Origin of the sequence: Paraburkholderia ferrariae NBRC 106233, from assembly GCF_000685035.1 — a bacterium.
GTDB classification, from domain to species: Bacteria; Pseudomonadota; Gammaproteobacteria; order Burkholderiales; family Burkholderiaceae; genus Paraburkholderia; species Paraburkholderia ferrariae.
The window spans coordinates 214,514-239,871 of the sequence record NZ_BAYB01000014.1 but is presented as its reverse complement, the minus strand read 5'-3'; the positions used below and the strand labels follow the sequence as shown (position 1 = coordinate 239,871).

Genomic DNA, 25,358 nt, shown 5'->3' with positions numbered 1-25,358 from the left:
TTCACGGCCATTCGCGGTGGTCAAGCGGCCTTGTCGATCTCCAGCAGCGTGCCGATGCGGGTGGGCGCGAGCGGCGGCCGCGGCGCGCCCGGAGTCCAGCCGAAGCAGAATGACGCCGCCGTGCCGCAGATCGCGCCCTGGCACGGCCCCATTCCGCAGCGCGTGTGCAGCTTCGCGTCGCGCCAGGAGCGGTGCTGCGCCACGTCGCCGAAGGCGACATCTTCGCAGCGGCACAAGGTAGTGTGCGGCGCGGCCAGCTCGCGCAGGCGCGGATCGAGCGCGAAAGCCGCATGCAGGCGCGTGGCAAAGCGCCGGTAGCGCTCGCGTTCGGCGAACTGCGCCTGGGCGCGCTCGCGCTGGCCGAGTGCCGCATAAGCGGCAATGCTGCCCTCGGCGGCGGCGAGCTCCATACCGCCGACTCCCGTGCATTCCCCCGCCGCATAGACATGCTCGACCGAGGTCGCCTGCCCGGTATCGACGACGATGGCCGGCGCCTCGCTGCCCGGCACCCCGTCGTCGATCCGGCATCCGAGCATGGCGCCGAGCGACGTGTTCGGCACGAGCCCGTAAGCACACGCAAGGCGGTCGCAGTCCACGCGAATCGCTTCATGGCCGCGGCGGATCCTCGCATGAGTCAGTTGTCCCTCTCCGCACGCCTCGGTCACATTCGCATCGAGCCAGTACGGCGTATCGCGCAGGTCGTAACGCATGCGCAGCGCCTGGACGAGCCTGGCCGGCGTAGAAGAGAGTTGCATGGCGAAGCGCCGCACGGCAGCCGCGCGGGCCTGCTCGACGATTGCGACGACGCGCGCGCCCTGTGCGCGCGCAGTCACCGCCGCCGCGAACAACAGCGGACCGCTGCCCGCAATCACGATGCGCTGCCCTTGCACGTCCATCCCGCCTTTAATGAGCGCCTGCAAGCCGCCCGCCCCCGTCACGCCGGGGAGCGTCCAACCGGGATAAGGCAGGAAGCGTTCGCGCGCGCCGCTTGCGACGATCAGCTTGTCGTAGCCGAGCAGGCTGCCCCCCTGCGCCGCTTCGGCCAGCAGTTGCCGCCCCGGCAGCGCCTGCACGATACGCGTGCCGGTGAGAACCTGCAGATTGCCGTGATGCACCTGCGCGTCGAGGCCGTCGAGCACTGTGCGGGCACGGCCGCCGGCGCGATGCCGCGGCCCCTGGCGCCAGATCTGGCCGCCCATGCGGGCGTTGTCGTCCACCAGACCGACTCGCGCGCCCGACTGCGTTGCGACAAGCGCCGCATGCAAGCCGGCCGGCCCCGCTCCAACGATAAGGACATCGAATTTCATGCGAGCGCTTTCCCCGTGGCTACCGTCATGCCTCGTGCGCACAGCGTCTGGCATGCAAGCCGATGCGGCACGCCGTCGATCGTCACGCGGCATTCCTGGCACACGCCCATGCCGCAAAGCGGGCCGCGCAATTCGCCGGTTACGGAGCGGCGCGTTACCACGGCGCCCGAGATCGTCGCGCTCGCGGCGCGCGCGGCCTGCGCAATCGCCGCGACCACCGAGCTGCCTTCCTGCACCTGAACCGTCTGCCCGTCCACGGTCATGGTCACGGCAACCTGCAGCTCAACCATGGCTCACCTCCTGGCGTGCGAAGCGCCGGGGCCAATACGGGGAAGCGTCGATTGGCGTGCCGGCGCCGGTCATCTGGGCCGCGATCAGCTTTCCGGTGGCGAGCGCCGTAGTCACGCCGAGTCCTTCGTGCCCCGTGGCGAGCCACGTCGAGCGATGCATGTCTTCGCCGGCGAAGGGGTCCGCGGGTCCGATCAGGGGCAAGCCGTCGGGGGTGGCCGGACGAAAACCCGTCCAGGCGCGAATCGCGTTGAGCCCGGGCAAGCCCGGCAGGTAATGCGCCGCCCTCGCCAGCATGCGCGCGAGCACAGCCGCATCGATGGCAGGGTCCACGCTGTCGAACTGGCGCGACGAGCCGATCAGCAACTGCCCGGTGGGACGCGGCTGCACGTTGAAGGCCACGGAGGTGCCGCTCGCGTTGTGCGCGCTCTTGATATAGCCGAGTTCCAGAATCTGATGACGCACGGTTCCGGGGTAGCGGTCGGTAATGAGCAGATGGCCCTTCTTCGCTTGCAGCGGCAGCCCCGGCAAGAGCGCAGCGGCCTGAAGACCGTTGGCGAGCAGCACCGCGCCCGCCTCGATCGTCTCGCCGCCGGCGAGCGCTACGCCGTTCTGGGTCACGCGCTCGACACCGGCATCGAGCCGCGTCGCGATGCGCCCGGCAACCGGCTGGGCGAGCAGCCACACGGCCACGGCCGGCGCGTAGACCACGCCGTCGTCGGGCACCCGCATGCCGCCGCGCAATCCTTCGCGCAGCGCCGGCTCGGCCTCGCGCAATTGCTGCGCGTCGAGCCACTCGCACGCAACGCCGTCGCGCACGAGCGATTGCCGGCGCGTCTGCGCGAGCGCGTATTCCTCGTCGTCCTCGGCCACCCAGAGCGTGCCGCAACGGACAAACGCATGGCGCGCATCGAGGCGCGGCCCGAGTTCGTTCCACAACTGCCGCGACCAGGCCGAAAGCGCAAACTCGGCGGGCGTGTCGTCCATCACGACGAGATGGCCCATGCCCGCCGCCGTCACGCCGCCGCCCACGACCGCACGCTCCAGCACCAGCACGTCCGCGCCCGCAGCAGCCAGTTCATACGCGCAGGCCGCACCGACAATGCCGGCGCCGACCACGATCACGTCGGGCGAGCCCCCCACCGCTGCCATTACTGACGAATACCCCAGGCAAACGGATCGGCCGCGGAGAAGATCAATCGCGCCTCGGCGTTCACGTAGGCCGTGCCGCGAATGCTCGGACGCACGGAGCCCGCGGGCAAACCCGGTTCGAGCGCATAGCTCGCCTCGAACACGCTGCCGAGAATGCTGGCCTGGCGCCAGCGCGCGCCCGGCGCGAGTACGCCATCGGCCGCAAGACACGCGACCTTTGCGCTCGTGCCCGTGCCGCACGGCGAACGGTCATAGGCTTTGCCGGGGCACAGCACGAAGTTGCGGCTGTCGAAATCGGCACTATCGGGTTCGGCGAAAAGCTCGATGTGATCGATCAGCGCACCGCCTTCGCCGGTAATGCCGTTCGCCTCCAGCGCGCCGCGAATGGCCCAGCTTGCCTCGGTCAGGGCCTCGACATGGGCGAGCGCCAGCGATTGCCCATGGTCGGCCACGAGGAAGAACCAGTTGCCGCCCCAGGCAATGTCGCCATGCATGCGGCCGTAGCCCGGCACGTCGATGGGCACCTCGGTGCGGTAGCGGTACGCCGGCACGTTGTGCACCGTGACGCTCCCGTCGTCATGCAGTTCGGCTTCGACCACTCCCACCGGGGTCTCGATCCGGTGCAGGCCCGGCGTAATGCGGCCCTTATACGCGAGCGAAACGATCAGACCAATCGTGCCGTGGCCGCACATGCCGAGAAAACCGACGTTGTTGAAAAAGATCACGCCCGCCGAGCAGGTGGGATCGTGCGGCTCGCACAACAGCGCGCCGACCATCACGTCCGAGCCGCGCGGTTCGTTGACGATGGCCGAGCGCACGGCGTCGAAATCGCGCCGGAAGATCGCGAGGCGCCCGGCCAGCGGGCCGCGCCCCAGATCCGGGCCGCCGGAGACGACGAGGCGGGTGGGCTCGCCCCCGGTGTGGGAGTCGATGACGTCGATGTGATGGGAGGCTTTCATGGCAGGCATCGTATGACGGGGACACATTAGCGTCTTGTGCCAATGGTCCTGCGGGGATGACGATTTCGGCATATTGCGCCGCGGGGCCAGCCAGGCCGCCTGTCGCCCTGCCCCGCCAGGGAAATCCCCATTTCGTCATCTGCCCCTCTGGACTAAACGTGCGGCATCTGCGCCCGTACCCGCTAAAACCCCGCCCATGTGTGTCCTCCCGAACGATCTGCGGTGCATCAATCCATAGAATGAGCATGAAAACCGGCTTCGCCCGACGCGACGAGGTCCGTACGCGGCAAGCAACGCCCCAACGCTCAACGAAACCACGCGCGCGAGTGCGCCGGCAAGCCATGAAACCGACGCAATCCCAGCTATTCCGGTTTGCCCTGATCGGCCTCTCGAATACGGCGCTCAGTCTCGCGGTGATCGGCTGTTGCCTCAAGCTCCTGGGTCTTGCGGATGTCGTTGCGAACGTGGCCGGCTATGCCGCCGGGTTTGTCTGGAGTTTCATCTGGAACCGGAACTGGACGTTCGGGCATCGCGGCTCGATCACGACCAGCCTCGTTCGCGTCACGCTGACTTACGCCGTTGCCTGGCTTGCAAATTATGGTGTGCTTACTGAATTTCTCGCGCACTTCGGAACCGGCGCTGTCTGGACACAGCTTCCTGGCATGGCCGTCTACACCGTCGTGTGCTTTCTGGGTCTGAAGTATTTCGCCTTCCCCGCCTCGGGCACAGCCGCCGCCCAGTAGCCGGAACACTCGCTGCAAGGAGTTCGATGCCATGCCCACCCTGACTCTCGTCGTGCCCTGCTACAACGAGGAGGACGTGCTGCCCGACACTTCGGCGAAGCTGCTGGCACTGCTCGAGCGTCTCATCGTGGCCGGCACGGTCAGCACCGAAAGCACGATCGCGTTCGTGGACGACGGTTCGCGCGACAAGACCTGGTCGCTGATCGAGGCGCTGCACGCCCAGGGCCACCGCGTGCGGGGCATCAAGCTCTCGCGCAACCGCGGCCACCAGAACGCGCTGCTCGCCGGCCTGATGACGGCGCCGGGCGACGTGCTGATCAGTCTCGACGCCGACCTCCAGGACGACATCGAAGCCATTCCGCGCATGCTCGAAGAGCACGCGCGCGGCGCGGAAATCGTCTTCGGCGTGCGCCACAAGCGCGAAACCGACACGATGTTCAAGCGCCTGAGCGCCAGGGCCTACTACAAGCTCATGAGCCTGTTCGGCGTGGACATGCTGCCGGGTCACGCGGACTTTCGCCTGATGAGCCGCCGCGCGATCGAAGCCCTGCGCCAGTATCAGGAGGTCAACCTGTTCCTGCGCGGCATCATCCCGCTCCTCGGCTTTCGCAGCGCGATCGTGGAGTACGAACGCCATGCGCGCACGCTGGGAACGAGCAAGTACACACTCCCCAAGATGCTGGGCCTCGCCTTCGACGGCATCACGTCGTTTTCCGCCGAGCCGCTGAAATGGAGCACCCGCCTCGGCGCGCTGCTCTCCGTTGCATCGCTCGGCTTCGGCATGTGGGCGATCTTCCTCCACTTCTGCACGCACAAGACGCTGCCGGGCTGGACCTCCACCGTGGTCCCGCTCTACTTCCTCGGCGGCATCCAGTTGCTCTCGCTCGGCATCATCGGCGGCTACATCTCGAAGATCTACGCGGAAACCAAGCAACGCCCGCGTTTTCTCATCGATCAGACGCTGGAGCAGCCCGCTGCCCACGACACGCCGCGCAGCGATCTCGGCCATCTTTTCAACGGCCAGCTCGTCAATCGTCTCTGACCGGGCCGACATCCGGACACAGCGGCGGCTCCGCGGCGCCGCGCCCGCAGCCTTTCGCTTACGAGGCCACGCATGAACGCCGTCTCCAACGTCTCTCGAACGCGCCTCGGCTGGACCTCCGCCGAACGCCTCGAACGTGTCCTGCTGACCTGCACGGTGGCGATCGCCGGGATCTTGTTCTGGATCGCGCCGCGCCCGGGCATGGGCGACCTGCCCCAGCACGCGGCCCAGATCGCGATGCTGCACGATCTTGTTACGGGCACCTCGTCATGGAGCGACCTCGTACGCGTGAACTACTTCACGCCTTACCTGCTCGCCTACGGACTGGCGCTCGCGCTCTCGTTCGTCATGCCGGTGGTGGCCTCGCTCAAGCTCGTGATGATGCTGGCGTTCTATGCCTATGTCGGCGCCGGCATCAAACTGCGCCAGGCGTTCAACGCCGATTCGCGCCTCGACTGGCTCTATGTCCCGGGCTTCTTCGGTTTCGCCTACCAGTTCGGCTTTTACAGTTTTATCGTCGCCGTGCCTGTCGCCCTTCTGTTCCTGATCCTCGCGCGGCGTTTCGCGCAGGCAGGCGGCTTTTCCACAGGCGTCTCTCTCCTGCTCGCCGGTGTCGGGCTCTTTTTCTCGCACGGCCTCGTCTTCCTGCTCGCCTGCGCGACCGGTGCGGCATTCATTCCGTTTTTCCGGCGCACGCCCGCGCGGTTCGCGGCGGCGCTCGCGCCCTACGCGTTGCTCGGCGTCCTGGCGCTGGCCTGGTATGTCCATCTTCACCACAGTGCGCTGCTCGTGCCGGGGGGCGTCGCGCCCTATAGCGGCACGGAGTGGGGCTGGAGCCTGTACCGCTGCGGCGCCTTCCTGCTCTATACGGTCGCCACGCAAAGCAAGGACTGGTACCTCCTGCCTGGCGTGCTGGTCTTGCTCGCCGCGCCGTGGCTCATGGGAGCGAAACTCAACAGAAGGGACCCGACTGCTTTCCTTCCGTTCGCCGCTCTCCTCCTCATCTGGTTCGTCGTCCCCTCCGACGCACTCGGCACCTCGTTCCTGTATCAGCGCTTCGCGATCTTCCTCCTGCCCGCCTACGCGCTGATGTTCCGGGCGCCCACCGCGACGGAACAACGCGCGACCGCGCGGCGCCTGTCATGGTTCGACCGTCCCATGCTTGCACGCGCCGCGGTCATGCTGTTCTGCTGGTGCTATCTGACCACCCTCGGCGTGCGCGCCCATCGGTTCGCGCAAGACAGTGCCTCCTTCGAAACCGTGCTCGCAGCAGCCGAGCCCGGCCAGCGCGCACTCAGCCTCGTCTACGCGCCCGATAGCGCCATCATCCACAATCCGTTCACCTACCACAGCTATCCGGTCTGGTATCAGGTGGACAAGAACGGTTTCGTCGATTTCAACTTCGCGGCCTTTCTCCCGCAGATCGTCCGCTTCAAGCCCGACCGGATTCCCGCCATGCGGCCCAGCATGGGCGATACGCCCGAGGCATTCGACTGGCACGCGGTTCATGGGCGCCTCTACCGCTACTTCTTCGTCCGGCATACGCAGCCGCTTCCCGCCAATCTCTTCAAGAACGACGAATGCGAGGTGGCGCTCGTGAAGGAAGCGGGCGAATGGTCGCTCTTCGAAAGACGCACCTGCCGTTGACGGGCCAATCATCGACATCGGCCCCGCAAGGCGGCGCGCTTCACCGTTCGCTTGACCGTTCGCTTCACCGTTCGCCTGACCGTTCATCCGGCCATTGCGGCAGGCAAATGCCCGAACGTGCGTACGTATTCGCACAAACAGGCCGCCCCACATTGTTCACAATGAGACATGGTGTCATACGCGCGCACCCTTTCCTCACAGCGCCCCGAACCCTGAAGCCCTGCCTCGCGAAAAAAAGGCCGCACATCGAAACGGCGGATCGAGCACCGCCTGATTGCCAAGAGGATGAACTTCGTGAAGTATCTCCCCGAAACGCTGGAACAAGCGCACTGCTCTTTGCTGACGGTCGATGCCTTCGACACGCTACTGCTTCGCAAGCCCATTTCGCTGGAACAACGCGTCGTGAAAACTGCCAGGCTCTTCTGCGAGCGTCTGGACCTGAGTCCCGCCGAACTCGCCCCTCACGCGCTCGCGCAGCGGCGCCTCCAGGTGGAGCAGCTCGCCCACCGCGCGCGCAACGTCGCTGCGCGCGGCGAGGTGCGGCTCGAGAGCATCGCGGCGAGCCTGCTGGAGCTCGTCCATATCGATACCGCCTACGTGCCCGAATGGATCGCGTGCGAGCTCGCGGTGGAGCGCGAATGCCTGCTGCCCAACCGGCCGCTGATACGCGTGCTCGAACAACTCCAGGCGCGGGGTTTCCCGATCCGCGTGGTGAGCGATACGCCCCTGTCTGCCGACGCATTGCGGCAATTGCTGATCGCCGTGTGTCCGCCCGGATTTCGGTGGCATGAAGTCCATACCAGCGCCGACCTGCAGCTCACCAAGCGCGACGGAACGATTTTCGCCGCGGTGGCCGATGCCGCCGACGTTGCGCTGTCGAGCATTGCGCACCTCGGCGACGACCTGGTGGCGGACTGGCTCATGCCGCGCCAGTGCGGCATGACCGCGATCCGCTGCCCTCGTTCGCGCCTGCACGCCACGCTGATGCGCGCCAACCGGGTGTTCGCCCGCGGCCAGTCGCGCTGGCAGCACTGGCGCCGCCAGCGGCAGCAACAGCACGCGGCCGGCAACCGCCCGGGCACGGCGGCCGGCATGCTGGGCCCGGACGTGCTGGGCCCCGTATTCGCGGAATACTGCTTGAGGCTGCACGTCTACCTTCAGCAGACCGCGGCCATCGAAGGCTCGGCGGTGGCGCTCTTCTGCGCGCGCGGCGGCCTCGGGCTCGAAACCCTGTATCAATGCTATGCCGGGCAATTGCCGGCGCGCGCGGACATCCGTGCCGAACCGCTGATGATCTCGCGCCTCGTCGCGGCGCGCGACGCGCTTGTGTACGGCGGCGCCGGCATCGTCGCCGAACTCGAATACGCGTTTGATCCCTGGGACGTCGGTCCGCTGGCACGCGCACTGAGCGGCACCGAAATGGCGCCGGAGGGCAACTACGCCGACGTACGGGCATTCGTCGAAGCCCTGCGCGCCGGCCGCGAAGACCGCCTGTACGAGCAGATCGTCGAGCAGGCGCGGCGCTTTCGCGAGGTATGGCACGCCCATACCGTCGGCAGGCAGGCCGTGGTGCTATGCGACACGGGCCTCTATGGCACGACGTTCAAGATGCTCAGGCAAAGCGCCCTCGCGCACGAGAGCCATTGCGTGCAGCTCGCGCGCTTCGACTACAAACATCTCGGGCGGGAGCACTTTCCGGCTCTCACGGGTCTCCTGACGGAGCGCAACGGATACAAGCCCGGCGACGCCATCTCGTCGATCCTCGCGTTCTGGCATCTGATCGAGACGATCGTCGAGCCCGACCTGGAAAGCGTGCGCCGCTTCGACAGACGGCCCGACGGCACCCTCGTCTCCAACCTCGAAAGCGAGGGCTGGCAACAGAAACTGACGCAGATGCCGAACCCGCGCTTCGAAGAAATCGCGCAATACATCGTACGGAGCGCGAAGCAGCGCACGGCCGACGCCTCGCTTGGCGCATTCGAGCAGGCGGCTCGCCGGCTCGAGCGCGACATCATGTTTCCAGACCGGGAACTGGTCAACCGGCTCGCCGGGCTCGAATGTTCGGTCGATTACGGGCGCGACGAGAGGATTTCGATTACCGCGCGCAACTGCGATCGCGGCAACGTATGGAACCGGCTCCGCGCCGCCAAGCACTCGCTTTGGCCCGGCGGCGCGGCAGTGCGCGCGTTTCCCCACGCGCACCGGCTCGTGCAAAAGACGTTCAGATTCGGCTACACAGTGAAATCATGGATCCGGTAAAACCTTCGCTGGGCAAGGCGGAACTGGTGGCGGTCTACGTCGCCTACGTGCTGCGCTATGTCTATCCGCTCCTGCTCCTCCCGTTCTACGGCAGAACCCTGGGGCCGGGCGGCTACGGCATCATACTGGCCGGCATGTCGCTATCGAATTCGATCTGGCAGTTCGTAAGCTTCGGATTCCCGACTGTTGGCGGCCGCGACACGGTCCACGCAAAAAACGGCGAAGAACGCGCCGCGATACTCGCGAGCCAGATGACAGGCCGGTTGCTGCTCTGCGCCCCGACCGCGATCTTCGGACTGGGGGCCGTCGCGCTCTCGCCCGTGCTCTCGGCGCATCCGCTGCCCGGCTGCACCGCCGTGGTTCTCGGCCTCCTCGCCGCGTTCAACCTGGGCTGGTACTTCACCAGTACCGGCCGCGCGAGACGCAGTGTCATGATCGAGGTGATCGGCTTCATCACGTCGCTGACGCTGATCTTCTCGTTCGTTCATCACCCCGCCGATCTCTCGCACGTGTTCCCGCTGCTGTTGGCTTCGACCATCGTGCAGCTCGCGCTGGCCTATGGCTCGATCCGGCATGAGTTCTCCGGCGTGGTCTCGTCGCTCCGCGCCGGCATTCAGTTGATCCACCGCTCCAAGGTCATTTTCATCTACACCGGCACCTCCGTTCTGCTGATCAGCGCCTCGACCTACATCCTCTCCGTGCTGGCGCCCGAAACCGAAGTCAGCGCGTTCGGCGTGGCCGAGCGTCTGATTGCCGCCGGGCTTAGCCTGATGGGGCCCGCGGCCCAGGTCCTGGTGCCGAAAGTCACGTATCTGGTCAGCACCGACCCGGCGAGAGCCAACCGGCTCGCGCGCAGGATCCTGGCCTTCTTCCTGTGCGGCGCCATTGCGGCGGTCGCGTGCACGATGCTGCTTGCCGGCTGGGCCATTCCGCTGGTCTTCGGCAACGGTTTTCAGCACACGGTCCCGGTGCTGAAGCTCTTTGTGCTGGTCTTGCCGCTGAGCGTCGTCAACCAGGCCATCGGCATCTATTTCCTGATTCCCCGCCACTGCGAGAGCCTGCTCGCACGTGCCGGCGTGGCGAGCGCGGTGATCAGCCTGGTCGCCGCCATTCCGCTCGCGAGCCACTGGGGGGCGATGGGCATGGTGTGCGCCCGTCTGATCGGCGAACTGACGCTGCTGACCGCTTTGCTCGTGTGCCTGTTCCGCTCCGGATTGATCGGCGAATTCCTCTCGACCCGCGAAACCGTGCTCGCCCTGCGGCCGCGCGAAGAAGGATGAGCTAACGTCGCAGGATGAGCTAACGTCGCAAACGGGGGCGACACGATCGCCGATTCGATCGTGTCGCCCCCAGGGACCATGCCCGCCCTGATCAGGCTCCGCCTCCGGGCCCGATCTCCTGCAGAAGCCTGCGGCCGACGTAACGCGAGCCGTCGGGCGACAGATGATCCCGGTCCGCGTACAGGAACTCGCCGTTCCTGCGTGCATAGCAATGCTGCGCGTCGCACAGCAGAGGCACCGGATTGAACACCTTCACATTGGGAAACGTGTCGAGCACGGCGAGGATGTGCGTCTGCGCAGTTGACAGCCGCTGATCCACCTTGGCGCGCGACACCGCGCACAGCGGGTGCGTCCCGAACTGCACGGGACGGTACACGCAGTCGGCGGGATCGAAGTCCAGCTCCGGCGTATCGAGCACGAAAACCACCTGCTTGCCCGCTGCGTCGAGCCGGCTCAAAGTCTGCTCGAGCCCGGCAAGATAGATGTCCAGATTGCTCTGCGCGCCCTTTGCCGGTGCCGCCACGAGGCGGACATGCGCGCCCGCGCCGTAGTCGAGGCTGCCCGCAATCGTCGAAATCGCGTAGCTCGACAGGACGACCCAGTGAATGTCGGGGGTTTTCACGACATAGTCGAGCACACGGTCAAAGAGCGCCGAGCAGCGTTTGACGTGCCCCGCAAGATCGACGTCGACGCCATAGAACGGCGGGCAGTTGCCGCTGCCGACCGCGAAGAGCCCGGCGCCTTCGGCGGCCAATCCCGGCGCGAGTCCGTCGTAATAGTGATTGGCATGGCTGTCGCCGAGCAGGGCGACTTCCGGCTGCCCGCGAGACGCAGGCATGACGCAGAATTCGGAACCGGGAAAGGTCTTCTTGCACGCCTCGGTCGATACCCAGTGCTCGGGGTTCGAGCCGAAGCTTGCATCGGGGAAGCGCTCGGGCAGGCCGTTGTCGCGCGAGATCGCGTAACTGGAGAAGCCCACGCCTATCATCACCGCGAAGAGCGCACCCGCCACGCGCACCGGGTAGCGCCGCGCCGGGCGGCTGAAACGGGCAGGCGCCTCGACGAGCCTGAACGTCGCGAACGACAGGGCAAGCGCACCGGCGAGGGCAGCCAGCAGCACGGCGAGCGTTGGCGCTCCGCCGCTCAGCAGGCGCACAAAAACCAGTATTGGCCAATGCCAGAGGTAGAGCGGATAGCTGACGAGCCCGATCAGCACAAAGGGCTTGAGCGCCAGCACGCGGCGATTGAGCCACGCATGCGGGCCGGCCGCGATCACGAGCGTGGCGCCCCCGGCGGGCAACGCCGCGCGCCAGCCCGGAAACACGCTGTGAGGATTCAGCAGCAACAGACTCGCCACAATGAGCGAAAGGCCTACGGCCGAAACGAAATCACGCAGCAACAGCCGTCGTACCGGTGTTCCGTCGCGCCCGGTAACCTTGTCACGCTGGCTCGCGTGAAACTGCGCCCACGCGAGCAGGGATCCCAGCAGCAATTCCCAGAATCGCGTGAGCGGCAGGTAAAACGCCGCGACGGCATGGGCGCCGCTCAGATAAACGCTGCTCGCCAGCGACAACAGAATCGCCATCACGATGGCGAGCGTCGCCATGCGCCGGCCCGGCACGCGCCAGAGCAGGAAGAGCGCGACCGGCCAGACGATGTAGTACTGCTCCTCGACCCCGAGCGACCACAGGTGCAGCAGGACGCTCGCGCTCGCGTCCTGCGAGAAGTAGTCGCGCGTCGTATAGAAGTAGAGGTTCGCGACGAAAGCGACGCTCGCGAGCGCTTCATGCGCGAGCCGTTCGAGTTCGCCCGAGGTCATCAGCAGAAGGCCGGCCGTGAGGCTCGCGAGCAGCACGACGATGAGCGCCGGATAGATGCGCTTGATACGGCGCGCGTAAAAGTCCACGAGGTTGAAGCGGCGCCGGTCGAGTGTTTCGATGATGTGCTGCGAAATCAGATAGCCGGAGATCGCAAAGAAAATATCCACGCCGACGAAACCGCCCGCGAAATTGCCCGGAAACGCATGAAACAGGACGACCGATACGATCGCGACCGCGCGCAATCCATCGATGTCCGGCCGATAGCCCGCTGCGGGCCGACGTGATGTGTCGCTCACTGTTGTTCTACCCCGGTTTTATTGTGCATTGACTGCATTGACGCGTATGGCGGCGACTCTGGCCCAAACGCAGGACCGCCCGATGCCACGGCAAGACAGCATGCGCGGAATGTCCGCGCATTGAAGCGGCTCGCTGCCGCTACTGATTGATCGGCGCTGCGCCGATTCCGGCATGGCGCCGGCGATACCCCGTGCCCTGAAGCAGCAACCGCCTGATCGGGCGGTCGTAGATCTTCTCCGCGAGCGCGGCCGCCAGCACCACCGAGGCCAGCAGGCCGGCGTCGAATGCCAGCGTATGCACCAGCGAGGCGTGCGGCGACAATCCCTGCGTTACCCGGAACAACGCGGGAACGGGCACGTGCAGCATGTAGATTCCATAGGAGACCGTACCGAAAAACAGGAACACGTCACGCACTCTGCGCGAAGGCTCGACCGAGGCCGCCACCCAGACCAGCGCCGGAATCGCGAACAGCACGACGGAAAGCGTGTACGCCGCGCGCATGGCTTCGGGAATGGGCACGAGGAAAATCGCCACGAACAGTGCCGCGATGCCCAGGGGTATCGCATTGCCCGTTCGGCGGCGAGCGCTGCGCAACCGGAACAGCAGGACGCCGAAGAAGAAACCGTAAGCCACGCGCACGAGGCCGATATGGCTGCTCGCCAGCGCCCAGCCACTGTTGATCGACCCGCTATGCACCGCCTTGCCGGCCAGCATCAGGCCCGACGTCGCAACCACCGCCAGCAGTACCCGCGTGGAGAGAAACCGGAAGCAGAAGCCATAGGCCACGTTCGCGAGCAGTTCGAAAAAGAGCGACCACGACGGAAAATTCAGCGGGTAGAGTAACTGGGGCACCTGGCCGTCCGGGTTCGCAATCCTGAGCGGGCTCGGCAGCATCAGCAAGGCGAGCGGAAGCGCCGTTGCCACGAGGTGCCACTCCGTGCGCGGCAGCCTGAGCAGCGTTCCCGCGACACCGAGCAACGTGCCGAGGAGATAGAGCGGATAAAGCCGGATCAGCCGAACCTGCATGAAGCGGCGCGGCCCCATGCTGCCCGATGCGAGCTTGCTTTCATAGGCGCTCGCCACGACGAACCCGCTCATCACGAAGAACAGATCGACAACCAGGTAAGCGTTTTCGACGTGAAACGGACTGAACAGGTTGCTGTAGTGGTACATCACGACGAGCACGGCCGCGATGCCGCGCAGACCGTCGAGTGTCGCGTACTTGTCTGAGTGGGCTGGATTGTTCATACGTCACCCCGATTCGGCTACTGCGCGCGCTGCGGCACCCTGCCGGCGGCCTCGCGCCCCGTGAAGCAGGCGCCGCCTGATCGGCTGGTCATAGGCCTTCTCGGCCAAAGCGGCCAGCAGCACCAGCACCGTCATGAGGCCCGCGTCGACAGCGAGGATTTGCGGCAGCGACAGCGGTGGCAGCGCGCCGACCGCCAGCCGCAGGAGACTGGTCACGGGTACGTGCAGCATGTAGAGGCCATACGAAGCCGTGCCGACGAACAGGAACACCTCGCGCACCCGGCGTGACGGCTCGACCGAGGCCGCCACCCAGACCAGCGCCGGAATCGCAAACAACACGATCGAAAGCGTGAAGGCCACGTGCATCGCCGCGGGCACGGGCGCGAGGAAGATCAGCACGAACAGGGCCGCAATGCCGATGGCGGCCGCGCTGCTTGTCCTGCGGCGCGCGGCGCGCAAGCGGAACAGCACGACGCCGAAGAAAAAGCCATAGGCCACGCGCACGACGCCTATGTGGCTGTTGAAGAACTCCCAGCCGCCGTTGATTTCTCCGCTATGCACTTCCTTGACGATCAGCGTCAGTCCCGAAAGGGCGACCACCGCAAGCAGAACCCGGGTCGAGAGAAAGCGAAAGCAGAAGGCGTAGGCGAGATTCGCCAGCAACTCGAAGAACAACGACCACGAAGGCTCGTTGATCGGATAAAGAAGCCGCGACGTGGTGCCGTCCGGATAGTGGATCGGAACGGGGCACGGCAGCATCAGCAGGGCAAGCGGAAGCGCCGTCGCAACGAGATGCGACTCGGCGTGCGGCAACCGCAGCAGCAACGCCACGAGACCGAGCAGCGTGCCGAGGAGATACAGCGGATAGAGGCGGATCAGCCGAAGCTGCATGAAGCGCCGCGCGCTGACGCTGCCCGATGCGAGCTTGCTTTCATACGCGCTCGCCATGACGAAGCCGCTCATCACGAAGAACAGATCGACCACCAGGTAGCCGTTGTCGAGGTGAAACGGGCTGAACACGTCGCTGAAGTGATACATCACGACGATCATGGCGGCAATGCCGCGCAGACCGTCCAATGTCGCGTACTTGTCTGACTGTGCTGGATTGTTCACCCGTCGCCCCGGTTCGTGTACTGCGCGAACGTCGGTATCGGCGCTCGCCGCTATCGGCTACGCGATACGCTGTGTCGGATCGTAAGACGGTTCGCCCTTCCCAATCGGTGGGCTGCCCAACAATTCCAGGCGAATGGCGGTCTCGCGAATGCAGCCGTCCGGCCACGCCGTCGCAATCAGGCCACGGCTTTCAAGGCATCGAACAGGCGTTGCGCCGCCCGCTTCCAGGTGAAGAGGCCCGCCTGCCGGCGCCCTGCGGAGACGAGCGGCTGACGCACGGCTTCGTCGTCGAGTACCGTGCGGATCTGCGAACACCACGCCTCGGGGCTAAACGGGTCGGCATACAGCGCAGCATGGCCGCACACCTCGGGAAGCGCGCCAAAGGGTGCCGCCACAACCGGGCAACCCAGTGCCATCGCCTCCAGCGGCGGCAAACCGAACCCTTCCGTGAGCGAGGGGAACGCCAGCGCGCCGGCATGGCTCATCAGGCCCACGAGTTCCGCGTCGCTGATACGTCCCGCGAATCGCACATTGGAAGGCACCGTGTGCCCGAGATGCTCGAAATCGGCGGACGTCGCGCCGCCGAACAGCACCAGCGTGACGTTCGCCAGTTCGGGACGGGCAAAAGCCTGGAGCAGTACGGCGATGTTCTTGTGCTTCTGCGTATTGGCAAGCGCGAGCACGTAGCGCTTCGCGTCAAGCCCCAGCGCGGCGAGCTTCCCCTCGTCGGGCCGTATGCCCAGCACGTGGTCGCAGCCGTTGTGCACGACCACGATTTTCTGCGCGGGCGCAACGCCATAGCGTACGAGTTCCGTCTTCGAGAACTCCGAAACGGTGAAGATGATTTTGTGACGCTTGCCGATAAAAAAGAAAAGAAGTTTGTACCACAGCCGGAACGGCCGCGAATACGAGTCGGGCGCGGAATACACCTGTGCGTCGTGGATCATCGTGGCCGAATCGCGATGAAACAACGGCCCGAGATTGCAGAGATTGAGAATGAAGTCCTTCCTGCGGGCGAGCGGTAGATAGCACTGCTCCCACGCGATTCGATGCATGCGGTGAGCCAGCGGATTCTCGCGTACGCACAGAATATGGCGGTAGGGCGGCACCTCCACCCGATCCCGGATCACGAGCGCATAGTCCGCGCACTTGCCGGCCTGCTCGGCAATCAAGGCATCCGTTGCGCCGATGAGTTGCTCGGCCACCCGGTGGACACCGGTTGGCGCCGCCCCGAAGAATTTGCCGTTGAACGCGATGGTCTTGTCCATGCCGCAAAGCCTCCCCGGCCCATGGTTAGCCCGCATGCCGCTCGCCCGTCTTCACAGACTCGCGGCCCGTTCAGGCGTGAGCCTGCCGCGCACGAAGTCCCAGACGCCGATCAGATTGCCGCTCAAACGTCCCCGGCGGTCCACCCACGGTTCCGGCGCGAGACTGCGCACCGTGTTGCTGGCGACATTGCGCAGGACGTGATCGAGCGCATCGCGCAAAGGCATGGTTTTCTTGCTCACCAGATAAAGCGGATTGATGACCTGCGAATAACCGAGCCGGCGGCCCGACACCCTGCCTCCCTTGGTGCCGAGATGCACGCCCAGCGCGGTATTGACGCGCACCACCCGGCCACCGCGGTTCCATATCTGGCCGCCGAAATCGCGGTCTTCCTGCCAGCCGTAGAGCACGAGACGTTCGTCGAAACGCAGCCCGGCAATGCTGCGGGCCCGGAACGCCATGTTGCAGCCATAGGGGCCGCCGGTCGAAACCGCGGTCAGGCGCCCAGGAATGTCACCCGCCCTCGCCAGGAGAGTCTGCGCTTCCTCGAAGGAAAAGCCGGGCCCGTGAATCCCGTCGGCGATCACCGTGCCCGTAATGCACGCAATGGAGGGGTCGCTCTCCAGGGTCTTGAGAATCTGCGCGATCCACTCGCGGTGCATGAGGAAATCGTCGTCGAGGAAGATCACGACGTCGATGTCGTCGGGTACATGATTCAGCGCGTGATTGCGCTGCACGGTGAGACCGGGCCGCCCCTTCACCACCAGCATGCCGGGCCGCCGCTCCAGGTTGGCGACGTCCTCGTCCGATACGCAGGACACGATGATCAGGTCCGGCTTGACCGTCTGCGTGTCGGCAAAGGCGACAACATGCTTCAGCAGTTCGGCGCGACCCCGTGTGGCGAAGATCAGGCAGATCTTCGGCTTCTGGTCAGGTAATGGCTGGCTCATTTTTCCGGGCGTGCTTGTTCGTGTGCTTGTTCGTTTGCTTTTTTGCGCGCTTGTTCGAGTGGCCGTTCATGTGGCCGTTCACGTGGTCCTTCGCGCACTGGTGCTCGAATCCGTCACTCACCTCGCGTGGCTCATACCAAAGCATGGTATCGATAGCACCGGAGCACCACTGCTGCTTACCGCACGCAAGCACCGTCATTCGCGCACGGCCTGGGCAGCCCATCCGCTGCGCACGGACACACGCCGCGCTGCACGTTGCGACAATGCGCCCGCCGCGGCCGCGAACATGTAGAAACACGAGCCCATTTCGAACACCCCTGCCGAGGACGAAGCCACGATCAACGCCGCGATCATGCCGTGCCGCGCCGCATAGCACACGGCCCGCTCGGCGAACGGATAGTGGGCGGGAACCGGCGAGAGCAGCGACTTGCCGAGGAACATCCCGTAGCAGATCACCCCGACGGCCCCCAGGTTCGAGAGCACCACGACGAGGAAGCTCGACGCGCGGATGCTGCCCAGCCCCACGCCGATCCCGTAGGTGTCGAAGAAGTTGGTCACGCCCTGGTGGTTCCAGCTCATGCGCTCGATGCCGGACGAACTGGCGGCCTTGCCCAGTATCGTCAGGTCTACGAACTGAGTGACGGCGTCCGCCACGGCCGGCAGGAACAGCACGACGTAGAGCACGCCCAGCAGGCCCGCACAGAAAGAGATGACCCACAGCCGCTGCTTGCGCACCGCGGCGGCGCGCGCGATCAGACCCGGCCGGCTGAACAGCAGCACGACCAGATACCCGCCCAGCCCCACATAGGCCGACCCCGACGTGGAGAGCAGCAGCATCATCCCCGAGGCAATCGCCAGCGCGCCGGAGATTTTCGGCCGAAACCCGAGCATCCAGAGATTCAGGCAAAAGACAAAGAGCGGCAGCGTAAAGCTCGAAAACGCCGAGGTCTCGCTAAAGGTGCCGCTAATGCGCACCATGCCGTTCATCTCTTCGCCGGTCAGATCGGCGTACTGCGCGGTCTTCACGGCCGAAAGCGCATCGATACCGACCATATGCGCGCCCACATCGACCACACCCGCGACCACGTCGAGAAAGGTCAGCAGGAAGATGGCGCCCGCGAGCGTCCGGTACGCGCCGCGGTAACGCAGAAAGGCGAAGGTGCAGCAATACACCACGACGTCGCCCACACAATAGACCGCTTGCGTCAGGTTGCCGGAAACCGGGCCGAGCGGTTGCAGCAGCAGCGAACCGACGAGCGACCGGTCCACCGGGAACACGAGGGTCGAACCGCGCAACAGCCGCGGCCACAGAATCGCCCCCATGACGCCCCACACACAGGTGCAGAGCAGCCAGAAGCCGGGCTTGTCCAGCGAGAACGCGTCGGCAATGGGCTTGCCGCCGCCCAGGTTGAACGCCCGGATGACGAAGAAGATCAGAAAGAGCTGCGCCGGCATGACGCCGATGCTCCCGAGCGACAGCGCGACCGCGCAGCCGAACAGCGAGTACGCCGCCATGCCGTAAATCGCCCCCCGGTACGACGCGTAGAGCGCCGCCAGCCCGGTGACGAACACTGCGATGCCGAATACCGTCAGTCCCACTTGCCTCAGCCCCCATCCGTTCGCCGCACGTTCGTGCGGCAACAGCGTTGTCGTTTCGCGGGGTCGCCCCGCCGTCCCATCCTGCGCTCCAACTTCAGGCCGAACGCCAGCGCCGGATCGCCGGCGGCGCGTCGGTGCTCACCCGGCTCGTTTCCATCGCACGCTCCACCACACCGAGGAACTCGCGCTTGAACCGCTCCGCCGTAAAGCGCAGCGCGTTGCGGCGGCAGACTTCCGCACGGAAACCCGGATGCTGCTCGAAGCGCTCCACTGCATCGACGATCGAAGCCACTTCCTGCTCGCCGAAAAAGAGCCCCGTCCCGCGCTCGGAATCCGGAGAGTCGATGACGATCTCCCGCACGCCGCCGCGCCCGAATGCGATTACGGGCGTACCGCACGCCTGCGCTTCCACCACCGAAATGCCGAAGTCTTCCTCCGCCGCGAAGACGAACGCCCGCGCCCGCTGCATGTAGTCCACCAGCACCGCGTCGGGCTGGTAGCCGAGGAGCGTCACATTGGGTGTCGCCATTGCCTTGGCGCGCGCGAAATCCGGCCCGTCGCCGATCACCACGAGGCGCCGCGAAGGCATCTTCGCAAAAGCCTCGACAATAAGCGGAATGCGCTTGTACGGCACCATGCGCGAGGCGATCAGATAGAAGTCCTCATGTTGTGCGCCGAGTTCGAAGCGTTCGACGTCCACCGGCGGATAGACCACCGTGGCGTCGCTGCCGTAGGCCTTGCGAATGCGCCGGCCCACAAAGGCCGAATTGGCGATGAAGGCGTCCACGCCGTGCGCGGTGCGCTGGTCCCAGATGCGCATGTAATGGAGCAGCAGGCGCACGATCCAGCTCTTCACGCCGTGCTGCATGCCGGCCTCGGCCAGGTATTGATGCTGCAGGTCCCAGGCGTAGCGGATCGGCGAATGCACGTAGCTCACGTGCACCTGGTGCGGCCCGGTCAGCACGCCCTTGGCCACGGCATGGCTCGACGAGATCACCAGATCGTAGGTGGAAAGGTCGAACTGCTCGATGGCGAGCGGCATCAGCGGCAGGTAGCTGCGAAACGATTTTCGCGCCCGCGGCAGATGCTGGATGAACGAAGTCTGGGCGTGCTTGCCGCCCAGCGCGCCGCCTCGCTGCGCTTCGGGAAAAAAGTCCACGACGCTGTAGAGATCGGCCTGCGGAAAGAGCTGCAGAATCTGCTCCACCACCTTCTCCGAACCCGCATACGCCGCGAGCCAGTCATGCACGAGCGCCACGCGGCCAAAGCGGCGCGTGTCGTTAGCGAGGGGCGGGGCGAGCGTTACATTAGCCACGGCGAAATCTCCTCGATCAGCTTGACGGCGGTGGCCCGCCACGTCAGTTCCGCGGTCCGCGCGCGGCCGCGCTTGCGCAATTTCGCGCGCAGCGCGGCGTTGCCCGTCACCCGTTCGAGCAGGCGCGCCAGCTCCGCGGGATCGTCCGGCGAGGTGTAGAGCACGGCGTCGCCGCACGCCTCCTGGACCGCCGGCAAGCGCGACGCGATGACGGGACAGCCGAGCGCGAGCGCTTCCACGGGCGGCAGGCCGAAGCCCTCGTAACGCGACGGATAGACGAAGCACGCCGCGCGCCGGTAAAGCGCCGCGAGTTCGCCGTCGCTCACATAGCCGAGGTGCTTCACGAAATCGGGCAACGCGTCCTGGCCCGTGCCGTACACGCGCGCATCGCCGCCGCCCACCACCACGATGTCGAACCGGGCGTTCTGGATCAGGCGCGCCGCATCGGCTACGAGCCGGAAGTTCTTGTGGCGGTTCCGGCTCCCCACTGCGAGCACGAACGGGCGCTCGCTCAAACGAGACGCGACAGCCTCTTCGTCCTGTTGCACACGCAACATGTGCTCGCCGCTTTCCGATACCACGCCGATCTTCTCGACAGGAATGCGGTACGCCTCGCTCAGTTCGCGCCGCGAGAACTCCGAAACGGTGATCACGCGCTCCGACACGCGCCCGATGCGCGGCGCCATCAACCGATACCAGGCCACAAAGGAACGGCTGTAGCTGTCGGGCACGCGCGCGGGCGCTGCGTCGTGCAGGACCGTCACCTGGCGGCGATACAGCAGCGGACCGGAGTTGCAGAGATTGAGCAGCAGCCGGCCGCGGGCGGCCTGCGGCAGCGCGATCTGCTCCCAGCGCACGCCGCTGCCTTTGCCGCACGCACGCAAGGACAGATTGCGGAACGGATTCGGTATGTCGGCCAGCGCCTGCGGCACGACGATCTCGGTCCTGAGCCGCGCGGCAAGCGGATCGCGCTCGTCGATCATATGATCGATCGCCCGGATCGTTTCGAATGCGAAGCGATCCACACCCGTTGCGCGGCGCCCGAGAAAGCGGCCATTGATCAGCAGGTTGGGGGCGTACACGGGTTTCATCAGCAGATTCCGGGGCAACACACGTGGCCAGGTCGTCATTCGTGCGCGAAGTCACCGCAACACACGACTGGATTGGGAAGGACAAGCCATGCAGATCACATGAGCCAGAGTGTGGCCCACCCGCCTCTTGACGAATGTTCGGCGTCGCTCATGCCGCGCGAGTTTGCGTGCGGCACCGCACCAGGCAAGAGACCCGATGAAAAACCATGCGAAAAACCGGCTGAAAGTCAGCCGGAATCGGGCAAGAAAAAACGCGGTCCCGGTATCGAACCAGGACCGCGCATCGGAACGCACACGCGATACGAAAGAGCCCGCGCGTTGCGCGTCGTTCAGTGATCCACAGGTTTGCCGTCCTGTGCGAAGCCGTAGCTCGAATAGCCATACGCGGCGTATTCGTTGCCATAGCGGCCGGGACGCGATGCCATGTCGTTGAAGATCACGCCGCGAATCGGCACCCCGACCTGCTCGAAGCGGCGCACGGACTCGCGCAGCTCGGCCACGCTCGTGGCGCCCTGGCGCGCGATCACGAACACCGTGCCCGCCAGCTTGCCGACGATGCCGGCATCCGCCACAGGCAGAATCGGCGGCGCGTCGATCAGCACGAGGTCATAGGTCTCGTTGGCCCAATCCACGAACTCCTTGAAACTCGCCTCGCGCAAGAGCTCGCTCGCATTGGTCACATAGCCGCCCGTCGGCACGAAGTCCACGCCCGGCATCACCTCGCGATACACCAGTTGATCGTATTCCTGGCGGTACTCGAAGATGTCCGTGACGCCCGGCGCGCTCGGCACGCCCACATGCCGGTTCAGCGAGCCGCGCCGCAAATCCGCGTCGATCAGCAGCACGCGCTTGCCGGTCGCGCCAAACACCGCGGCCAGGTTGACCGAGACGAACGACTTGCCCACCATCGGCGTGGGCCCCGCCAGCAGAACGACACGATTGTCCGCGTTCTGCAGCGCATATTCGAGCGCGCTGCGAAAACTGCGCAGACTTTCCACGGCCGCGTCGAACACCGCCGTATGCGCGAGCACCGTGTTCGCTCCCAGAGCGTTGCGCGGCGCGCGGCGCGTGAGCACCTGTTGCGTGCGGCTGCGCGGCACGGCCGCGAACACGGCAAGCCCCGTGCCGGCTTCGATCTCGTCCACGAGCGACACGCCGCGATTGAGCCGGTGGCGCAGCAGCACGACCCCGGCGCCTGCGAACAAGCCCGTGAAGAGCGCGGCGATCACGAGCACGCCGCGCTTCGGGCGAACCGGGCTCTCCGATGGCACCGCCGCGTCGATCATGCGTACGTTCGACACGCGGCCCGCCTTGAGCAGACGCAGTTGCTCGCGATTATTCAGCAGATTCGTGTAGATGTTGGTATCGACCGTGACCTCGCGTTCGAGGCGCACGAGCCCCTGCTCCACAGGCGGCAGCGCACGGGTTTGTCCGGCCAGGTCGCCGAGCGACTTCTCCGCTTCGCTCAGTTGCCCGTCGATCGCGACCACGGCGGGATTGTCCGACGTGAAGCGCGCCATCAACTGCGCACGCTGCTGGCGCAGATCGGAAATACGCTGCTGGGCCAGCGCCGAGCTCTGCAACAGCGACGCCGCTTCGGCGCTGAGGTTGATCGCGCCATGCTCCGAGCGGAACTTGTTGTACTCGTTCTCCGCCTTTTCGAGCTGGGCCTTGAGCAGCGGCAGTTGCTGATCGAGAAACGCAATCGACTTCTCGGCCTCTTCCTGCGTGCGCTGCGCGTTCTGCCGTACGTATTCCTCACCAATCGCATTGAGGATGGTACTCGTCAGAACCGGATCGGAGCCGTCGAGCGCCACGCCGATCACGTCCGACTCCTTGCCCTTTTCCGAGATCATCAGCGCGGACTGCAGGTATTCGATGGCGCTCAGTTCGGAGTCCCGCGCCAGATCGAAGCGCGTGCCCGCCTGCCCGTCGATGCTGCTCACGAGGAGGTCGATGGCGCCCCCCACCACCGGCGCATGCAGCTTTTCGCCCACGTGGCCCTGCAGCGTCGCGCCGTTGTACTCGATCAGATAGGCCCCGTCACCCTGATAGGTCAGGACGAACGGCTTGCCGTGCAGGCGCTCCGGCACGTCGAACTGCGCCACGTCGATCGCTTCGTCGCCCCACGCGTAGCCGCCGAGACCCGACCAGTTGGCCAGATGCAGATGCCGCGCGGCCCAGCGGCCCAGCACCGGAAAATAGCGCGGCGTCGCCTGGATATAGAGCCGCGTCGCATTGACAGCCGACGAAACCACGAGCCGCGAGCGCAGCACCTCCATCTCCGCCGAGGCTTCCGTCTTGATCGCGAACTGCGCGGAAAGATCGGCCAGCGCCGTTTTCGCGGGGTTCGGGCTCTCCTCCACCTGGATGAGCATGTCCGATTCGTAGACCGGGGGCGCCAGCAGGGCGTAGGTGAAGCCCACGAGCGTGAAGATCGCGGTGACGATCAGAATCGTCTTGCGGCCCGCGTAGAGCGTATCGAGCAGGTTGCCCATGTGCCCGCCATCGGGCGCCATGGGCATGACCGTCTCGATGGGCCCGTCAAGCAAATAGTCGCGCTGTCTCATCTCGTCCTCTCGTTCGGGGACGCGCCGCCAGGTGTGGCGCGCGCTCACCCACGCATCAGTAACCGACCGCGCGGCTCGCCGCCGCGGCCTGGGTCGTCGGTAAAATCAGGCTGATGACACGGCTCCACTTCACGAGCGAAGACGTATCGACGAACACGACATCGTTGGGCTTGAGCTCGAACGAGTCGGCCGTCGCCATGGCGGACGCATTGCTCGCGTCGAGATGAAACACGACCGGCTTGCCGGTATCGCGCCCTCGCACGACGTAGACCTGCGAAGCATCCGCCGACGCCTGGCTGATCCCGCCCGCGTTGCCCAGCGCCTGGTTCAGCGTCATGTGCCCGTTGTTGAACTCCACGCCGCCGGGCTTTTCCACTTCGCCGACCACGAAAACCTTGCTGTCCGTCTGCGCAAAGACGCGCACGAGGTCGCCGTCACGCAGCATGATGCGGTCGGGGTTCACGCCCTTGCGAATCAGATCCGGGATATCCACCATGACCGTGCTATCGCCGCGCGTCACGGCCACGCGCGAACGGTCGGAGTTCGCCGTGAAGCCGCCCGCGCGGTTGATCGCCTCGGGCAGCGTCATGGGCCGGTCGTTGAGCACTTCGACGCCCGGCGTCTTGACCTCGCCATCCAGATACACGCGCTTGCTGCGGTAGGTTTCGATGCGCACGGTCACCTGGGGCTGGCGCACGTATTTGGCGAGCTTGTCCGCAAGCGCGTCGCGCACGCCCATTTCCGAGAGGCCCGCCACCTTCAGCGGCCCGATATAGGCATACTGAATGAAGCCGTTGGTATCCACGGTGTAGCCCGATGCGACCGAACTGGCCCCCGAGGGGCTATCGGCAGTTCCCGCGCCCGACATCGGCAGGTTGAGCTCGGGGTGATCCCACACCACGATGCTGAGCACGTCGCCCGGCCCGATCTGGTAGGGCGTGGGCGTGGCAAAGAGATTCTTCACATCAGCGGGAACGCCCGTGGGCCGCTGCGCGGCCTGCAGCGCCACCAGTTCGGTCGTGATCTCGATGAGCGAACCCTGGGGCGCACCCGCCACGCCCTTGGCCACCAGACTATCCGGCACTCCGGCGCCGGACGCGGCGCTCGCCGTATCGGCGGCCTGCGCATTAGCACCCGCGCCGCCGTTCTTCGAACTGTCGAACGACATGCCCGGCGCCAGCGCACAACCGCCCAGCGCCGCCGCGGCGAGCCACACCGCACAAGCGGTGCAGGCGGCCCACGCGGACCCGCGGCGCGGCACGCCCGCGGCGCCAGCATGACGCACGCCATTCTGCCCACTGCCCTGCCCACTCCACGCGGGTGCAGCTCCGGTCGATTCCCTCGCGTTCAGTCCCATTGCACTACCCCCATCCCGTTAAAACACGTTCCGGGCCATACGTGTGGCCCGGATA

At 65.8% G+C, this 25,358-nt stretch carries 19 protein-coding genes; 5 read left to right on the top strand and 14 right to left on the bottom strand.

Annotation, left to right across the window (positions count from 1 at the left end; all coding sequences use genetic code 11):
- Positions 1-20: 20 nt before the first annotated feature.
- From BFE01S_RS17765 to BFE01S_RS17750, 4 genes are read right to left on the bottom strand one after another with little or no spacing between them, the layout of a single operon-like run.
- On the bottom strand, positions 21-1,307 hold the full coding sequence (locus tag BFE01S_RS17765) for an FAD-dependent oxidoreductase (protein WP_028226673.1): 1,287 nt from the start codon (positions 1,305-1,307) through the stop codon (positions 21-23).
- Positions 1,304-1,597: a 2Fe-2S iron-sulfur cluster-binding protein gene (locus BFE01S_RS17760; RefSeq protein ID WP_028226672.1), complete on the bottom strand. Its 294-nt coding sequence runs from the start codon at positions 1,595-1,597 to the stop codon at positions 1,304-1,306. Before BFE01S_RS17760 ends, BFE01S_RS17765 begins: the two co-directional genes overlap by 4 nt.
- Positions 1,590-2,747 (bottom strand): NAD(P)/FAD-dependent oxidoreductase, encoded by a 1,158-nt coding sequence (locus BFE01S_RS17755; protein ID WP_028226671.1) that lies wholly within the window; start codon positions 2,745-2,747, stop codon positions 1,590-1,592. The genes BFE01S_RS17760 and BFE01S_RS17755 overlap by 8 nt, the downstream gene beginning before the upstream one ends.
- The gene (locus BFE01S_RS17750) at positions 2,747-3,706 is read right to left on the bottom strand and encodes a 4-hydroxyproline epimerase (protein WP_028226670.1); all 960 of its coding nucleotides are present in this window, start codon (positions 3,704-3,706) and stop codon (positions 2,747-2,749) included. Before BFE01S_RS17750 ends, BFE01S_RS17755 begins: the two co-directional genes overlap by 1 nt.
- Positions 3,707-4,047: 341 nt before the next feature.
- On the opposite strand from BFE01S_RS17750, the gene BFE01S_RS45060 reads away from it, so the two are divergent.
- From BFE01S_RS45060 to BFE01S_RS17725, 5 genes are all read left to right on the top strand, one after another.
- A complete protein-coding gene (locus tag BFE01S_RS45060; RefSeq protein WP_042337871.1) occupies positions 4,048-4,449 on the top strand; it encodes a GtrA family protein in 402 nt (133 codons plus the stop codon).
- Positions 4,450-4,480: 31 nt separating this feature from the next.
- A complete protein-coding gene (locus BFE01S_RS39115; protein ID WP_084170009.1) occupies positions 4,481-5,491 on the top strand; it encodes a glycosyltransferase family 2 protein in 1,011 nt (336 codons plus the stop codon).
- A 72-nt stretch (positions 5,492-5,563) separates the two neighbouring features.
- Positions 5,564-7,138: a hypothetical protein gene (locus tag BFE01S_RS39110; protein ID WP_042337870.1), complete on the top strand. Its 1,575-nt coding sequence runs from the start codon at positions 5,564-5,566 to the stop codon at positions 7,136-7,138.
- Positions 7,139-7,432: 294 nt separating this feature from the next.
- Positions 7,433-9,397, top strand: a complete 1,965-nt coding sequence (locus BFE01S_RS17730) for an HAD family hydrolase (RefSeq protein WP_028226669.1) — start codon at positions 7,433-7,435, stop codon at positions 9,395-9,397.
- On the top strand, positions 9,385-10,677 hold the full coding sequence (locus BFE01S_RS17725; protein WP_028226668.1) for an oligosaccharide flippase family protein: 1,293 nt from the start codon (positions 9,385-9,387) through the stop codon (positions 10,675-10,677). The genes BFE01S_RS17730 and BFE01S_RS17725 overlap by 13 nt, the downstream gene beginning before the upstream one ends.
- Before the next feature lie 91 nt (positions 10,678-10,768).
- Here the strand turns inward: BFE01S_RS17725 and BFE01S_RS17720 are convergent, their stop codons facing one another.
- From BFE01S_RS17720 to BFE01S_RS39100, 10 genes are all read right to left on the bottom strand, one after another.
- A complete protein-coding gene (locus BFE01S_RS17720; protein WP_084170007.1) occupies positions 10,769-12,793 on the bottom strand; it encodes an acyltransferase family protein in 2,025 nt (674 codons plus the stop codon).
- Between the two features lie 139 nt (positions 12,794-12,932).
- A complete protein-coding gene (locus tag BFE01S_RS17715; RefSeq protein ID WP_028226666.1) occupies positions 12,933-14,042 on the bottom strand; it encodes an acyltransferase family protein in 1,110 nt (369 codons plus the stop codon).
- 3 nt (positions 14,043-14,045) lie between these two features.
- Complete coding sequence (locus BFE01S_RS17710; RefSeq protein ID WP_156967054.1) at positions 14,046-15,155, bottom strand: acyltransferase family protein; 1,110 nt, start codon at positions 15,153-15,155, stop codon at positions 14,046-14,048.
- A gap of 176 nt (positions 15,156-15,331) precedes the next feature.
- Positions 15,332-16,423 carry a glycosyltransferase family 4 protein gene (locus BFE01S_RS17705; protein ID WP_028226664.1) on the bottom strand — a complete coding sequence of 364 codons (1,092 nt, stop codon included), beginning with the start codon at positions 16,421-16,423 and terminating at the stop codon, positions 15,332-15,334.
- A 51-nt stretch (positions 16,424-16,474) separates the two neighbouring features.
- A complete protein-coding gene (locus BFE01S_RS17700; protein ID WP_028226663.1) occupies positions 16,475-17,371 on the bottom strand; it encodes a glycosyltransferase family 2 protein in 897 nt (298 codons plus the stop codon).
- 195 nt (positions 17,372-17,566) lie between these two features.
- Positions 17,567-18,970, bottom strand: a complete 1,404-nt coding sequence (locus tag BFE01S_RS17690) for a hypothetical protein (RefSeq protein ID WP_028226661.1) — start codon at positions 18,968-18,970, stop codon at positions 17,567-17,569.
- A 94-nt stretch (positions 18,971-19,064) separates the two neighbouring features.
- The gene (locus tag BFE01S_RS17685) at positions 19,065-20,285 is read right to left on the bottom strand and encodes a glycosyltransferase family 4 protein (RefSeq protein WP_028226660.1); all 1,221 of its coding nucleotides are present in this window, start codon (positions 20,283-20,285) and stop codon (positions 19,065-19,067) included.
- On the bottom strand, positions 20,273-21,376 hold the full coding sequence (locus BFE01S_RS17680) for a glycosyltransferase family 4 protein (protein WP_028226659.1): 1,104 nt from the start codon (positions 21,374-21,376) through the stop codon (positions 20,273-20,275). The genes BFE01S_RS17685 and BFE01S_RS17680 overlap by 13 nt, the downstream gene beginning before the upstream one ends.
- A 329-nt stretch (positions 21,377-21,705) precedes the next feature.
- Entirely contained in the window at positions 21,706-23,946 is a 2,241-nt protein-coding gene (locus BFE01S_RS39105; protein ID WP_052420917.1) for a GNVR domain-containing protein, read from the bottom strand.
- A gap of 55 nt (positions 23,947-24,001) precedes the next feature.
- Complete coding sequence (locus BFE01S_RS39100; protein WP_042337869.1) at positions 24,002-25,231, bottom strand: polysaccharide biosynthesis/export family protein; 1,230 nt, start codon at positions 25,229-25,231, stop codon at positions 24,002-24,004.
- Positions 25,232-25,358: the final 127 nt, after the last annotated feature.

Excerpts from the sequence above, each read along its gene's own strand:
- BFE01S_RS17765 (WP_028226673.1), bottom strand. The coding sequence starts at position 1,307 with ATGAAATTCGATGTCCTTATCGTTGGAGCGGGGCCGGCCGGCTTGCAT.
- BFE01S_RS17760 (WP_028226672.1), bottom strand. The coding sequence starts at position 1,597 with ATGGTTGAGCTGCAGGTTGCCGTGACCATGACCGTGGACGGGCAGACG.
- BFE01S_RS17755 (WP_028226671.1), bottom strand. The coding sequence starts at position 2,747 with ATGGCAGCGGTGGGGGGCTCGCCCGACGTGATCGTGGTCGGCGCCGGC.
- BFE01S_RS17750 (WP_028226670.1), bottom strand. The coding sequence starts at position 3,706 with ATGAAAGCCTCCCATCACATCGACGTCATCGACTCCCACACCGGGGGC.
- BFE01S_RS45060 (WP_042337871.1), top strand. The coding sequence starts at position 4,048 with ATGAAACCGACGCAATCCCAGCTATTCCGGTTTGCCCTGATCGGCCTC.
- BFE01S_RS39115 (WP_084170009.1), top strand. The coding sequence starts at position 4,481 with ATGCCCACCCTGACTCTCGTCGTGCCCTGCTACAACGAGGAGGACGTG.
- BFE01S_RS39110 (WP_042337870.1), top strand. The coding sequence starts at position 5,564 with ATGAACGCCGTCTCCAACGTCTCTCGAACGCGCCTCGGCTGGACCTCC.
- BFE01S_RS17725 (WP_028226668.1), top strand. The coding sequence starts at position 9,385 with ATGGATCCGGTAAAACCTTCGCTGGGCAAGGCGGAACTGGTGGCGGTC.
- BFE01S_RS17715 (WP_028226666.1), bottom strand. The coding sequence starts at position 14,042 with ATGAACAATCCAGCCCACTCAGACAAGTACGCGACACTCGACGGTCTG.
- BFE01S_RS17705 (WP_028226664.1), bottom strand. The coding sequence starts at position 16,423 with ATGGACAAGACCATCGCGTTCAACGGCAAATTCTTCGGGGCGGCGCCA.
- BFE01S_RS17700 (WP_028226663.1), bottom strand. The coding sequence starts at position 17,371 with ATGAGCCAGCCATTACCTGACCAGAAGCCGAAGATCTGCCTGATCTTC.
- BFE01S_RS17680 (WP_028226659.1), bottom strand. The coding sequence starts at position 21,376 with ATGAAACCCGTGTACGCCCCCAACCTGCTGATCAATGGCCGCTTTCTC.
- BFE01S_RS39105 (WP_052420917.1), bottom strand. The coding sequence starts at position 23,946 with ATGAGACAGCGCGACTATTTGCTTGACGGGCCCATCGAGACGGTCATG.